Annotated in this window: 11 protein-coding genes; 3 read left to right on the forward strand and 8 right to left on the reverse strand. The window is 36.9% G+C overall.

The genetic code is table 11. The features are described from left to right. The first annotated feature begins 74 nt into the window (after positions 1 to 74). From ACM6F9_RS11930 to ACM6F9_RS11940, 3 genes are all read left to right on the forward strand, one after another. Complete coding sequence (locus ACM6F9_RS11930) at positions 75 to 497, forward strand: hypothetical protein (RefSeq protein WP_414845919.1); 423 nt, start codon at positions 75 to 77, stop codon at positions 495 to 497. Positions 498 to 621: 124 nt separating this feature from the next. Then, a complete protein-coding gene (locus tag ACM6F9_RS11935) occupies positions 622 to 1,599 on the forward strand; it encodes a hypothetical protein (RefSeq protein ID WP_414845920.1) in 978 nt (325 codons plus the stop codon). Between the two features lie 81 nt (positions 1,600 to 1,680). Further along, on the forward strand, positions 1,681 to 4,401 hold the full coding sequence (locus tag ACM6F9_RS11940; protein WP_414845921.1) for a hypothetical protein: 2,721 nt from the start codon (positions 1,681 to 1,683) through the stop codon (positions 4,399 to 4,401). A gap of 59 nt (positions 4,402 to 4,460) precedes the next feature. Here the strand turns inward: ACM6F9_RS11940 and ACM6F9_RS11945 are convergent, their stop codons facing one another. From ACM6F9_RS11945 to rpsL, 8 genes are all read right to left on the reverse strand, one after another. Then, positions 4,461 to 6,716 (reverse strand): reprolysin-like metallopeptidase, encoded by a 2,256-nt coding sequence (locus ACM6F9_RS11945; RefSeq protein ID WP_414845922.1) that lies wholly within the window; start codon positions 6,714 to 6,716, stop codon positions 4,461 to 4,463. Positions 6,717 to 6,817: 101 nt separating this feature from the next. Then, positions 6,818 to 7,309 carry a low affinity iron permease family protein gene (locus tag ACM6F9_RS11950; protein WP_414845923.1) on the reverse strand — a complete coding sequence of 164 codons (492 nt, stop codon included), beginning with the start codon at positions 7,307 to 7,309 and terminating at the stop codon, positions 6,818 to 6,820. Positions 7,310 to 7,445: 136 nt separating this feature from the next. Next, complete coding sequence (locus ACM6F9_RS11955) at positions 7,446 to 7,733, reverse strand: hypothetical protein (RefSeq protein ID WP_105702157.1); 288 nt, start codon at positions 7,731 to 7,733, stop codon at positions 7,446 to 7,448. Positions 7,734 to 7,748: 15 nt separating this feature from the next. Next, positions 7,749 to 10,004: a TonB-dependent siderophore receptor gene (locus tag ACM6F9_RS11960; RefSeq protein WP_414845924.1), complete on the reverse strand. Its 2,256-nt coding sequence runs from the start codon at positions 10,002 to 10,004 to the stop codon at positions 7,749 to 7,751. A 325-nt stretch (positions 10,005 to 10,329) separates the two neighbouring features. Further along, on the reverse strand, positions 10,330 to 10,635 hold the full coding sequence (gene rpsJ / locus ACM6F9_RS11965) for a 30S ribosomal protein S10 (RefSeq protein ID WP_002661363.1): 306 nt from the start codon (positions 10,633 to 10,635) through the stop codon (positions 10,330 to 10,332). A 16-nt stretch (positions 10,636 to 10,651) separates the two neighbouring features. Further along, the gene (gene fusA / locus ACM6F9_RS11970; RefSeq protein WP_414845925.1) at positions 10,652 to 12,769 is read right to left on the reverse strand and encodes an elongation factor G; all 2,118 of its coding nucleotides are present in this window, start codon (positions 12,767 to 12,769) and stop codon (positions 10,652 to 10,654) included. Positions 12,770 to 12,775: 6 nt separating this feature from the next. Beyond that, positions 12,776 to 13,252 (reverse strand): 30S ribosomal protein S7, encoded by a 477-nt coding sequence (rpsG, locus tag ACM6F9_RS11975; protein ID WP_034677991.1) that lies wholly within the window; start codon positions 13,250 to 13,252, stop codon positions 12,776 to 12,778. A gap of 23 nt (positions 13,253 to 13,275) precedes the next feature. Next, positions 13,276 to 13,689 (reverse strand): 30S ribosomal protein S12, encoded by a 414-nt coding sequence (rpsL, locus tag ACM6F9_RS11980; RefSeq protein ID WP_002983146.1) that lies wholly within the window; start codon positions 13,687 to 13,689, stop codon positions 13,276 to 13,278. Positions 13,690 to 13,765: the final 76 nt, after the last annotated feature.

Below are 13,765 nucleotides of genomic sequence, written 5' to 3' on the forward strand. Positions count from 1 at the left end.
AGTTCACCTGCAAATAACCGGGTTTTTACGGTGGTTGCTTTGTCTAAATATATTTACTTTTGAAAAAAATATGTATGAAAAAGATTTTCAGTGTAATCATTCTGTGTATTAGTATTTTCACTTTAGCTCAGCAGGTGAAAGTTCCTTTTACAGGACACAGAAGCTTTGATATCATGAAAGGCTACAGCGGAACCGGTACTCCTCATTATTATGTGGACATACAAAAGAACGGAGATGTTCACTTCGGATATGTTCAGGTGAATCAGGCAGACGGAAAAGAAACAACAGAAGAAATAAATGCCGGACAATATGCTCCTCACAAAGTAATGAAAGTAGTTTTCAAGGAATATGAGGAGAATTTTTTGGTGAAATTTGACAAAGATAAAATCTACCTTACCGATGAAAGGGGAAATATCCTCCACCTTGAGGGTTGCTGCTCAGCCCGAGAAAGTGCAGATAAAGAAAGCTGTAAGTGTGAAAGTGAACTTTACAAGTAGTTAAAATTGTATATAGAGAGAGCCACTCCATTTGGGGTGGTTTTCTTGTTCTACACCAATCACCGTGATTTTACGGTTTATATTCTGCTTAAATATCTTTATTTTTGAAAAGTGATTTATCCCCATGAAAAATTTTAAAACCCTTTTTCTGCTTATCTTTTTCTTTATTGTGTCATGCAGCAAGAAAGAAGATCATCCTTACACTTTTTATTACTGGAAAACCAAATTAAAGCTTGACAGTGAAGAGAAGAAAGCTCTGGACAAATCCACTATTCCTTATTTGTACACAAGATTCTTTGATGTAGATAAAGTGAACGGAAAATTTCAGCCGGTGGCAGTTATTACTAAAGATCACAGTTTTAAAACAGACAAACAGATTGTCCCTACAGTTTTCATTACCAATCAGACCATGTTGGGTATTTCTGCAGATGAGATCAAATTTCTGGCGGAAAGTATCCACCTTTTAATTCAAAAGAAAGCGGAAGAATATCAACTGAAAACAAATAATGAAATCCAGATCGACTGCGACTGGACTGCCGGAACACGAAATGATTATTTTAAGTTTCTGAAAGAGCTCAAAAAAATTTCCGGAAAAGAAATTACCTGTACCCTTCGCCTTCATCAGGTAAAAGATAAAAAACAGACCGGAATTCCTCCTGTGGAAAAAGTCTATCTGATGTGCTACTCTACTTCATCACCTCTGGAAAATTCTGATAAAAATTCTATTCTGGATGCTAACATTCTGAAAAGCTATCTTTCAAAAATGGAAGAATATCCCATCAAAAAAGTTGAAGTGGCACTTCCTATTTATTCCTGGGGAATTGTTACCAATCATTTAGGGAAACATAAACTGATTAATGCCTTATCCAAAAGAGATCTGGAAAACCCCAATTTTAAGAAGATATCTGATCATCAGATTGAAGTTCTGAAAGATGGATTCTATTTTGGAGGTTATTTAAACAAAGGCTTCAAAATAAAGGTAGAGGAAATTTCTGAAGATCAGCTAGACGATGTTATACAGTTTTTACAGAAAAAAATCCCACATTTTACTATTATTTATTATCAATTAGATAGTAAATTTGTGTCAGACAGGAAATTTTAATCTCTTGCAGATAGAGGCAGCCTGCCAGAACCATACCATCATACAATATTAAATTAAAAATAAAAAAACACTGCACACCCTATGAAAAAGTATATTCTTTCACTTGCGGTTGTATCACTTTTCTATACACAATCTGACGCCTGTGCGTGGTCAGATCCTGATTATGATTACTTCAACCTTTTTACGCAAACCATCATTAAGGACAAGGCTTATCTTCCTTTTCTGCACAACTATTCAAGCAGATTTTATGGAGGATACAATTCATCATTGATTCCTGATGACAATATCGAAACCTGGAAAAAGTTCTTCAACAATCAGCTTAGCTATTCTGAAACCCAGAATCTGGTGTATAAGATCAGCATGAACGATCTGAATGCTTTAAAGAACGGAAATCCAGCCAATCCTCTTTTACAAAAACTAGGCACCGGATTTTACCAGAAATATAAGGAGGGTATTGATTATTTGATTGAGGCCAAATATATTGAACCTTTTATGAGCATCAATTATGTTGAAAGTGAAAACTCATTCTATTACGACAGAGATGCGAACAGGAAAAATGCCACTGCTCTTGATTATCATAAAACCATTGCTGCCTTAACGTCTTTGTACAGTGCAGCAAGAAATCCTGAAATCAAACAGCGTTACGGCTATCAGCTGGTACGATTAAATCATTACACAAGAAACTATGATTCTGCTGTACAGGCTTTCAAAACTTATGTTGCTCCTATAAAGCTAAAGGGGTCGGTTTACTTCATGTCTCTGGATCAGCTGGCAGGAGCTCAAAGAGGATTAGAAATGAATAGTGATGCCAACTGGAATTTTTTTCAGGTATTCATGAACAGTAAAGACAGGAAGGAATCTGCGTTTATTTCTATGAAGCTTTCGGATACGGCATCCTTCAGCAATATTATGAAAAGAGCCAATACGAATGATGAAAAGAATATGGCATATTTCCTGTTAGGATATGAGGACTTCAACAATCCTATCCCGATGATGGAAAAGATGTATGAAATCAATCCTGATTCTGAGATCCTGAAGGTAATGGCAGCAAGAAGTATCAATGAACTTGAAAGAAGCTACCTGCCTACTTATTACTATACTTCAGAAGCTCAAAAAGCAGGAGCAAAAGAAAGTTCTAAAGATAACTCTTCAAAAGACAAATCAACTGATCAAACCAAAACTGAGGTAAAAGAAGAAAAGCTTTCTTTTTGGCAGAAAATTGTAAGGTTCTTTAAAAATCTTTTTGGCGGATCCAAATCTGAAAAAACAGGTGATAATGCTAAGGCTGATCAAAGTGATGATGAATTATTCAGCAATCCGGACAGAATTCCGTTCTACAACAGAACAGACTATTATTACGATGAAAAAAGACAGGACTTCCTTGACAGTCTGGAGAAATTCACTGATAAAACAAAAGAAAAGTCTAAAGATGAATACTGGCAGATTGCAGATGCTTATCTTAAATTTTTAAAGAAAGACTATAAAGCAAGTTCTGAAATTCTGAACGATATCAAAACGACCAATCCTGAATATCTGGAAGAAATCAAAAGAATGAAAGTTCTTAATGACATTGTATCCCAGCCTAAAATTGATGCAGAATATGAGGATCATTTAATGAAAGATTATGCTGAGTATTTTGTGGAGAAAAAAGTAGTAAAAGATACAGCAGCAACAGATAATTTCGATTATTATGGTGAAGTACCATCTACTGCGGATTTCCTTAAAGATGTGATTGCTAACCGTTATTTCCTTCAGGGAGAGGACGGAAAATCATTCCTGATGAACAATAAACTTTCGGATCTCCAATATAACCCGAACTCCAGTCTTGTAAAAAGTGTGGAAGAGTTTTACAGAAAGCCAAACAAAACACAGTTTGAACAGCAAATCATTGCTAAAAACATGGATAGTGTAGGTAATGTAGATGCATTCTTCAGCACCATTTACGGAGACAGGGCGATGAGACTTGCCGATTTTGAAAAGGCGAAAGCTTATTATGAAAAAGCAAAAAGTTTTGCAGGCATCCCAAGACAAAATTATGACTGGAATGAAAAGAGTGGCCAAACTATCACTCCAAAACAATATACCCCTGCTGAATACAACGGATTTAAAAATATTTCAAATCTTGTATTCGGACATAATGTTTGGGAAAGCTTCGGAAGTGCTGACACCGAAAGTATGAAAGCAGAAAACTATACTGATTTCCCTTTCATCAAAACAAGCATGGATAAACTTGAACTGGCAGATGCACTGATTCAATTGAAAAAGATTGGAAACGGTACCGGTGAAAAAGCGGCAAAAGCCAATCAGCTTATCGGAAACTTACTGTACAATACTTCTATTTTAGGATATTACCGTGAATTGTTTGTCATGGATATTGACAATAGCAACGGAGGCAAGTACGACTTTTGGAATACTGACAGGAAGAACCCTTACAAGTATTATTATAAAAACTTCCTGGATACTTCTTATATTGAGCCTGATAATTTTGATCTGTCAATCAATTATTATCAAAAAGCACTTAAGCTGTCCAACAATAAGGAAGAAAAAGCAAGAATCTTATTCCAGATGGCAAGTGCTGAGCAGGGTAAATATTACCAGTATGAAGCTAAAGCACCAAAAGATTTTGATTACTCAGATCCGAAATGGTCTGAAAAAGAAGAGGCCCGCCAAAAGGAAATGGACAATCTTAAAAACCAGAAATACAGAACTTATTTCGCACAGTTGAAAGCTCAGTATTCCGATACCGAGACAACGAAGAGCCTAATGGGCAGCTGTAGTTATTTCAGTTATTTTATGAGATAATATAAAGCATAAAAAAACCTCTGATCACTCAGAGGTTTTTTGTTTTATTTTTTGTTCAACTATTTTTTCACAAATTTAGTTGTGGTCTTTTCTTCTTTACCATTGTTGATCGTAATGAAGTAAACTCCTTTTACAAGGTTGCTGACATTAATTTTGCCTTCACCTATATTTCCGTTTGAAATTAACTGCCCAGGAGCATTGAAGATCTCATACGATGCGTTTGATGAAACATTCATAACATTCAATACATCTTCTACCGGGTTTGGATAGATCTTAACAGATTTCACACTTCCTGCCTCAGAAACAGCCAATAGACTAGCTACATTAGCCTGCTTCACTGCGTAGAAAACATTCCCGATTGCTGAAACTCTCAAATGAATTGTTTTTCCAGCCAAAGATGCAGGGATGAAAATACTTGCTGATCCGTTATTTGGCACTGATGCTGCAAGATCTGTCCAGGTTGCTCCCATATCTTCTGTATAATCAATTTTCACATTCGCTACATTGTATGGAGAAGCTGTAGTTCCTGAAACCGTCCACGCAATAGTAGAGTTGACATTAGGAGTAAGTGATGTTGTATTCACAGTAAATGCAGCTGCAGATCCTACTACGATTGTTTGTGTTGTGTAAGCAGTCTGGGCTTGGCCTCCTGGCTTATTATCTCTTACCGTTACACGGAAGTTTGTAGTTCTTGCTACGGTACTTGCTGCTTCAAAATCTGTTGTATTTTTTACCGCACCTCCCAACACTGTTGCCAATTTAGGAAAATATCTTGTAGGGCTTGCCGTAGGTGCCCAAGATCTGAAACTTGCTCCTGAACTGGTATTCCCAATATTAGATTTAGTAACTCCATTATCTAAAGTACTCGGATTCACCTGTTCCCAGCAGTACGTTAAAGCATCTCCATCCGGATCTGTTGCTGATGCCGTAAGCGCAAATGGTGTGGATCTTGGAATAGTATAAGTAGTAGGCATTGCTGTTACTACAGGTGTATTGTTAGTGATCGGAGTTTCAACATCTGCCGTTACAGAGACAAGATTATTTTGTACCTGCTCAATACTCACACTATGAAAATAAACATCCGAGTGTTTCTGCACATCTGTACTTGGTCCGGTAATCCCGGCATATCCCATGATTGTAGAACCTGAACCCGGTTCTACTTCCTGATTCAGAAAATCTTCAAAGAAGCTGTAGGTATGGGAATCCCCTAGCTGATGCCCCATCTCGTGGGCTACAAAATCAATATCAAAGGCGTCTCCACTTGGTGGTAATTGAGCTGTACTATTGCTATTCCATGTTCCACTCACGTAATAATCAATTCCCGGAGAGGTATACCCACTCCCTTTATAGTTATCTGGAGAAGGGGAATTTCCACAACTAGGATCTGTACTTGTAGAAATATCATTACTTCCTATACAACCAATACAGCCGGCACTTCCACCACCTCCTGTTGCACCAAATAAATGCCCGATATCAAAATCTGCATCTGTAACACCATATGTACCTCCATGTAATACATTCATCAATTCATAATTCCATTTACACATCTGGCTGGAATTACTGTAAGGATCATTGGCAGCGTTAGTAAATATAAGGTTGGGAGCACTGATTGCATTAACATGCACATTAAACTCTTTTTCAAATACACCATTTACTCTTGATAAAGTGGCATTAATTTGTGTAAGGGCACCTGCTACTCCTCCAAAGAAAGCAGTGTATTCTCCTGTTACAGACATTGCCAGTCTAAGAGTATGGAAAGTTTTGTTGCTTGATTTTGCTGTAGTTCCGGAATTCATCAGCTTTTGCATTTTAGCAATTGCCTCTTTATCCTCTTTTGTGTTGCATACAAATGCGTGTCCGCTCTTATTGGTTTTTCCATGTACAGAATAGTAAGACTTATCTGATGTTGCAGGTTCTATAAATTCATATTTTCCATCTGTACCAATGATCATAGATTGGAAATCGTTAGGAGCAACACTAAATCTGATATATTTGGTAGGATCATCAATTCCTATCCCTACATAAGACCCCAGCTGATATTTGTTTGCTAAAGTCTCATCCATTACCGGAAAACTATTTACTGTAAATTTTTCAATTTTCCCATCTAAGGTAGGAATGCTAACTGTGGTGGGGGCCCCCTCACCCATTTTAGGAGCTCTGAGAAGCTGAGTTCTTATCTGATCCAAATCAAGTTTGTAATAAACTGAATGATCACTTTTTTTAATGATTTTCTGCTCCGGAAGTCCTCTGCTCCATTGCGCATTTGCTGCAACTGCTAAAAATAGCACTGGCAAACAGAATAGTTTTGTTTTCATATATTTTTTTTAACAAATGTAGAAATTTATCAAAAAAAACAATAAAAAAATAGATAAAAAATAGCATCCAAAAATAAGTAACATCTACGGGAAATAAAAAATCATTTTCTTAGCTCCTGCTTCTGGATCCATTCTTCATGCTTTCTTTTAAAGAACTCATATTTATAATCCTGATTTCTCTGGGCAGCGTCAATGGAATGAGAAGTATGGATGTCTGCATCCTTCTTGGCAAGCTCACCCAGTTTTTCGTAATAGATGTGAAGCTGATCCAATTCTGCTTCTGTAAGATCTTCAATATCTACAATTCGGTTGCTTGCTTTTTCATGGGCGGCAATAAGTTCATTCAATTTGATTTGTATTGCTTTTGAGTCTTTATTCTGGGCTTTCTGAATCAGGAATACCATCAGAAAAGTAATGATCGTTGTTCCGGTATTGATCACCAGCTGCCAGGTTTCAGAATAATCAAAGAAAGGTCCGGAAACGGCCCATACCAAAACGATAAGAAAAGCCCCGACAAAAGCATAGACACTTCCGGTAAATTTTACAGCCCAGTTTGAAAATTTTTCAAAAAAACTATTCCCTTTATGGCTCATGATCTTTATTTTTAGAATAATAAATGTATAAAATTAACAGGAATCAGACATAATAAATACTGATAAAAAAAACATTAAAACAGAAATTCTGTCTTAATGTTTTTAATTAAAATTGATATGAATGTTTGAAATTATCTTATTTGATTTTTTCTGAGAACCGATATTCCAGGTTTTGTCTTTCTTCTGCTAAGATACTCTTTCCGATTTGAGCAGGTGAAAAGGTTTTTGTATAAAAAGGATTATTCCAATGATCCTTCCATGGAGAAATGTTACCCCAAGAGTATATGCTTTTAGGATCAGTGTAATGTCTTTCAATATTTTCTCTGGCTGTTTTCAGTTCTTCTTCGGACAAATGTTCTTCGGAGCATGAAGCTAAACCAGCTATGCCAATCAATGATAAGAATACTGTTCTGGTAATTTTCATAATATTTTTTTCAAGTTAGAATTTATAGTTTACCTGTACAGCAAAGTTTCTAGGTTGAATCTGATCGATATATCCTCCTCTGAAATAAGAGCTATACCCTACGCTGTCAAAAATATTATTAAAGAATACTCTTATTCCAATTCCGTTTTTCAGGGCATACCCTACCTGAGCGTCTACCGTAGTGTACTCTGGCATGTCAAAAGGTTTATCACCTGGCTTCACACTGTTCAGGTGACCTGCTGTAAATGTTTTCTGAGTCCATTCATCAACCGGTCTTTTCCCTACATAATAAATTCCTGCACCTACATCAAGTCCTGATAAGGTACCTTTATTGAATTTATAATTCAGCCATCCGTTTGCGGTGTGCTTAGGAGCATTCATCGGTGCAGATCCATTGATATAAGCAGGGCTGTCCTGATATTGTGCATCCAGATACGCCCATCCTGACATCACCTGAAGGTTAGGAAGAATTCTTCCGATTAATTCTACTTCAACTCCTTTTCTTCTAAGGTTTCCTGCAAGACCATACATGGTTTGTTTGTTGATCACAACAGGGTTATAGTTTTCGTCAAGGATCGTAAAAGAAAGATGATCTGTTTTAATATCAAATACGGTTACATTAAATCTCAAACGTTCATTGAACCAGTCTGATTTAATACCAGCTTCCCACTGTTTAGTCATTGATGGACCTACTCTGCCTCCGTCTAAAAGGAAGTTGTTGGAAGACCTTAAAGATGTTGTAGTAGTATATGATCCAAATACGTTCACGTTTGGAAGCGGAGAAATAATTAATCCGAAATTAGGGTTCCATGTGTCTACAGATTCGTTAGTAGAACCATTCAATCTGCTGTAACGAATTCCTAAATGTGCCTTCACATATTTCCCGATCGTCATTACATCCTGAGCCATTGCGCCGATACTTGGTGTTAAAACAGCATTTGATCTTCCAAGGTTTTTGTAAACAACATTCACAGGAAGCTGATTGGAAATACTTCCATTTACTACATCAAAAATATCCAATGGATTAGCAGCATAGGTTGTATTTCCTATTTTCGTAGCACGTGCTGTGATTAAATTTCCTGGCGCAATTGAGTTTTTGTAGGCTTCGTAAGTGGTAGATGATGTTTCCGTTTCTCTCCAGTCAAAACCTACCTGGAATGTATGATTAATAAATCCTGTTTTTATTTGTTCTCCGATGAAGTCTAACTGTAATACCTTATTGATATCTTCACCCTGCGATTTTCCTATGGTACGCTGTCTGATATTATAGTTCGTTTCACCCGCCGGCAATGATACAGATGAAGCTTCAGAATCAGTATTGCTTACTGAATTAACGAAAGCAGCTCTTACTTTTAATTTATCTGTAAGGTTACGAACGATTGTCGTAGCGAAATTGAAAGTCTCAGTTTTTGAATAGTCAGATGTATATCCTAAAAACTTTCCTTTTGGCATGTGATATAATGCTTCAACTGTCCCTGGAGCAAGGTTGATTGTTCCTCTGTCCGGTGTTCTTTTATCATGCAGATAATCCATTTCCACGTTGATGTAAGTTTTGTCATCAGGACGGAAAGCAATGGATGGATTTACATAAATTCTTTCTCCCTTTACATGGCTTCTGAATGAATTGTTATTCTGATACGCCCCATTGAATCTAACCGCTACTTTACCCTGAGAATCCAGTACTCTCTGGAAATCTACCGTAGGTCTGTAAAAATCCCAGCTTCCGTAACGGAATCCTACATTGGTCTGATCAATAAACTGTGGTCTTTTTGTTACAACATTGATAACTCCTCCTGCAGATCCCAAACCATTTCCGATTCCCTGACCAATTGCAGCAGATCCTTTGATTACCTGAATGCTTTCTACTCCCTGCATATCTGTGATCATTCCTGCAGTACGGAAGTCTGAATCCAGCTGAACCCCATTTTTCAATACGGGAACTCCACGATATCCTCTGATAGACATACTTTCGTTTCCTCCTCCATAACTTGAAAATAAGGTTACCCCCGGAACGTTTTTGGCAACATCAGTGACTGTAAGTGCTCCTAATTCTTCAATTGCTTTATGGGAAATTACAGAAATGCTCTGAATCTGATCTCTGGTTTTCAAAGGCAATCTTGTAATTGCATCCAGACCTTGCGGCTGTTTCTTTTTTTCACCAAATAGTTCTACTTCTTCAATTTTCTTGTGCTTAACTGAATCATTTACTTTCTGTGCATTGGCCAAAACTCCACCCAATACTAGCAGAGAAAAGGATACTACTTTATTCATCTGATAATTTTCTGCAAAATTATTATTTTTATTAATTCTAAATAAATAAACACAAGTGACATATGTCACCTTAAAAAGAACTATTAATATCAGATCATTAATCCTTCCTAAGGACTCTTTAGAATCCCTAAACAGATCTATTTTATCGTTAAGAGTTATCCCACCAAGGCTTTTTATGGTTACAGAAAGTACAATGTAAAAAAAGCAGATTTAATGATTGACAAATCTGCTTTTAATCCTGGTTTAGTTTTTAGATAGTATGCATAAAAAAAATCCGTCCCTAAAAAGGAACGGATTTGTATAATCATTGCAAAGTATGCATTTATCACACTTTAATTTCAACGTCTACACCTGAAGGAAGTTCTAATTTCATTAGAGCATCAACAGTTTTAGAAGAAGAAGAGTAGATATCCATTAGTCTCTTGTGAGCTGAAAGTTGGAACTGCTCTCTTGCTTTCTTGTTTACGTGCGGAGATCTCAACACTGTGAAGATTCTCTTGTTCGTTGGCAATGGAATTGGACCGTTTACAACAGCACCAGTAGCCTTTACCGTTTTTACGATTTTCTCAGCAGACTTGTCTACCAAGTTGTAATCGTAAGATTTTAATTTTATTCTGATTCTTTGTGACATTTCTTTAATTTAAAAATTAACCTTTTGCTTTAGCTATGATTTCTTCAGCAACGTTTTGTGGAGTAGCTTGGTACTTCTCTAATTCCATAGAAGAAGTAGCTCTTCCTGATGAAAGTGTTCTTAGAGTAGTTACGTATCCAAACATTTCAGAAAGTGGAACAGAACCTTTGATTACAACAGCACCGTTTTTCTCTTCCTGACCACTGATAGTACCTCTTCTTTTGTTAAGGTCACCAATGATGTTACCCATATATTCTTCCGGAGTTACAACTTCCAGTTTCATAATTGGCTCCATAATTACTGGCTTAGCAGCACGTCCCGCTTCTTTAAATCCTAATTTAGCTGCCATTTCAAATGAAAGAGCATCAGAATCCACTGCGTGGAAAGATCCGTCTTTAAGAATAACTTTAATACCTTCAACTTCGAAACCAGCCAAAGGACCGTTTTTCATTGCAGCTTTAAAGCCTTTTTCAATTGCAGGAACAAATTCTCTAGGAACGTTACCACCTTTGATCTCATTGATGAATTCTAAACCAATTTTACCTTCGTCTGCAGGTCCTAATTCAAATACAATATCAGCAAATTTACCTTTACCACCAGATTGTTTTTTGTAAACTTCTCTGTGTTGAGCAACTTTTGTTAAGTTTTCTTTGTATTCTACCTGAGGCTGTCCTTGGTTTACTTCAACCTTGAACTCTCTCTTCATACGGTCAACAATAATATCTAAGTGAAGCTCACCCATACCAGAGATAATCGTTTGTCCAGAAGCTTCGTCAGTTCTAACAGTAAACGTAGGATCTTCTTCAGCCAATTTAGCTAGAGCGTTACCCATTTTATCCTGGTCAGCTTTAGTTTTAGGCTCAACAGCAATACCAATTACCGGATCAGGGAAAACCATCGATTCAAGAACGATTGGGTTTTTCTCATCACACATTGTATCACCAGTTTTGATAGACTTAAATCCTACTGCTGCACCAATATCACCAGCTTCAATATATTCTACTGGGTTTTGCTTGTTAGCGTGCATTTGATAGATTCTAGAGATTCTTTCTTTATCACCTGAACGAGTGTTCAAGATATAAGAACCAGCATCCAATCTTCCAGAGTATGCTCTGAAGAATGCTAATCTTCCCACGAACGGGTCAGTAGCAATCTTAAATGCTAATGCAGAGAAAGGCTCATCTACAGATGGTTTTCTTGTGATTTCAGCGTCTGTTCTTGGATCAGTACCTTTGATATCATCTTTATCCAATGGAGAAGGCAAGTATTTACATACTGCATCCAACATAAACTGTACTCCTTTATTCTTAAATGAAGAACCACAAGTCATTGGGATAATAGATAAATCGATAGTAGCTTTTCTAAGAGCTTCGTTGATTTCTTCTTCAGAGATTGAATCTGGATCTTCGAAGAATTTCTCCATCAAAGTCTCATCGTAGTCAGCTACAGCTTCTACTAATTTCTCTCTATATTCAAGAACTTCAGCTTTCATGTCTTCAGGAATTGGCACTACTTCGAAAGTAGCTCCTTGTCCTGCTTCATCCCAGATGATAGCTCTGTTTTTAATTAAGTCAACAACACCTTTGAAATCTTCTTCAGCACCGATTGGTAAAACGATTGGAACTGCGTTAGATCCTAACATGTCTTTAACCTGGTTTACCACGTTAAGGAAGTCAGCACCTTGTCTGTCCATTTTGTTTACGAATCCCATTCTAGCAACTTTGTAGTTGTCAGCAAGTCTCCAGTTTGTTTCAGACTGAGGCTCTACTCCATCTACTGCTGAGAATAAGAATACCAATCCATCTAACACTCTTAAAGATCTGTTTACTTCTACAGTGAAGTCAACGTGTCCCGGTGTATCGATAATGTTGAAGTGGTAAGGTTTAGTGTCTGCAACAGGTTTTCCTTGATCAGTTGGAAAGTTCCAAGAACAAGTAGTTGCAGCAGAAGTAATAGTAATACCTCTTTCTGCTTCCTGCTCCATCCAGTCCATTGTAGAAGCACCATCGTGAACTTCTCCAATTTTATGGTTTACACCTGTATAGAATAAGATTCTTTCTGTAGTAGTAGTTTTACCAGCATCAATGTGAGCGGCAATACCAATATTTCTTGTAAATTTAAGATCTCTACTCATTTCTAATTAGAATTTAAAGTGTGAGAAAGCTTTGTTAGCTTCCGCCATTTTGTGAGTATCAGATTTCTTTTTGAAAGCAGCACCTTCTTCTCTTGAAGCAGCTACTACTTCATTAGCTAATTTCAAAGCCATAGACTTATCATTTCTCTTTTTAGAATAGCTAATTAACCATTTCATTGCCATAGAAATTTTTCTATCAGCTCTGATTGGCATTGGAATCTGAAAGTTAGCTCCACCTACTCTTCTAGAACGTACTTCTACGTGAGGCATTACATTTGTAAGTGCATCTTTCCAGATTTCAAGTGCAGTTTTTTCAGTTTCTCCTTTTTTAGTTTCTACGATATCTAGTGCATCATAGAAAATTTTGAATGCGATTGACTTCTTACCGTCAAGCATTAAGTTGTTTACGAATCTCGTTACCAATTGATCATTAAATTTCGGATCTGGTAACAACGGTCTTTTTTTCGCTTTTGTCTTTCTCATTGCTTTTGTACCTTATTTAATGATTATTTTTTCTTTCCTTTTGCAGGAGCAGCAGCTGCTTGTCCTGGTTTAGGTCTCTTAGCTCCGTACTTAGATCTTCTCTGTGTTCTTCCATTTACACCTGCAGTGTCTAATGCACCTCTTACGATGTGGTAACGTACTCCCGGTAGGTCTTTCACCCTTCCGCCTCTAACCAATACTATCGAGTGCTCCTGAAGATTGTGTCCTTCGCCCGGGATATAGGCGTTAACTTCTTTACCGTTAGAAAGTCTTACCCTTGCAACTTTTCTAAGTGCAGAGTTTGGTTTCTTTGGTGTAGTAGTATATACTCTCGTACATACACCACGTCTTTGTGGACAAGAATCTAGGGCAGCCGATTTGCTCTTCTTGGCAAGCGTGGCTCTTCCTTTTCTTACTAATTGTTGAATAGTAGGCATTTAATTGCTTTTTATTTTAGGGTGCAAAAATAGTAATATTTTTTTAATCTGCAAACACTTATATAAAAATTAAAAT

Origin of the sequence: Chryseobacterium sp. IT-36CA2, from assembly GCF_949767875.1 — a bacterium.
Taxonomy (GTDB): domain Bacteria; phylum Bacteroidota; class Bacteroidia; order Flavobacteriales; family Weeksellaceae; genus Chryseobacterium.

Bases quoted from the DNA above. Each gene is read 5' to 3' on its own strand.
- ACM6F9_RS11930 (WP_414845919.1), top strand. From the start codon at position 75: ATGAAAAAGATTTTCAGTGTAATCATTCTGTGTATTAGTATTTTCACT.
- ACM6F9_RS11935 (WP_414845920.1), top strand. From the start codon at position 622: ATGAAAAATTTTAAAACCCTTTTTCTGCTTATCTTTTTCTTTATTGTG.
- ACM6F9_RS11940 (WP_414845921.1), top strand. From the start codon at position 1,681: ATGAAAAAGTATATTCTTTCACTTGCGGTTGTATCACTTTTCTATACA.
- ACM6F9_RS11945 (WP_414845922.1), bottom strand. From the start codon at position 6,716: ATGAAAACAAAACTATTCTGTTTGCCAGTGCTATTTTTAGCAGTTGCA.
- ACM6F9_RS11950 (WP_414845923.1), bottom strand. From the start codon at position 7,309: ATGAGCCATAAAGGGAATAGTTTTTTTGAAAAATTTTCAAACTGGGCT.
- ACM6F9_RS11955 (WP_105702157.1), bottom strand. From the start codon at position 7,733: ATGAAAATTACCAGAACAGTATTCTTATCATTGATTGGCATAGCTGGT.
- ACM6F9_RS11960 (WP_414845924.1), bottom strand. From the start codon at position 10,004: ATGAATAAAGTAGTATCCTTTTCTCTGCTAGTATTGGGTGGAGTTTTG.
- rpsJ (WP_002661363.1), bottom strand. From the start codon at position 10,635: ATGTCACAAAGAATCAGAATAAAATTAAAATCTTACGATTACAACTTG.
- fusA (WP_414845925.1), bottom strand. From the start codon at position 12,769: ATGAGTAGAGATCTTAAATTTACAAGAAATATTGGTATTGCCGCTCAC.
- rpsG (WP_034677991.1), bottom strand. From the start codon at position 13,252: ATGAGAAAGACAAAAGCGAAAAAAAGACCGTTGTTACCAGATCCGAAA.
- rpsL (WP_002983146.1), bottom strand. From the start codon at position 13,689: ATGCCTACTATTCAACAATTAGTAAGAAAAGGAAGAGCCACGCTTGCC.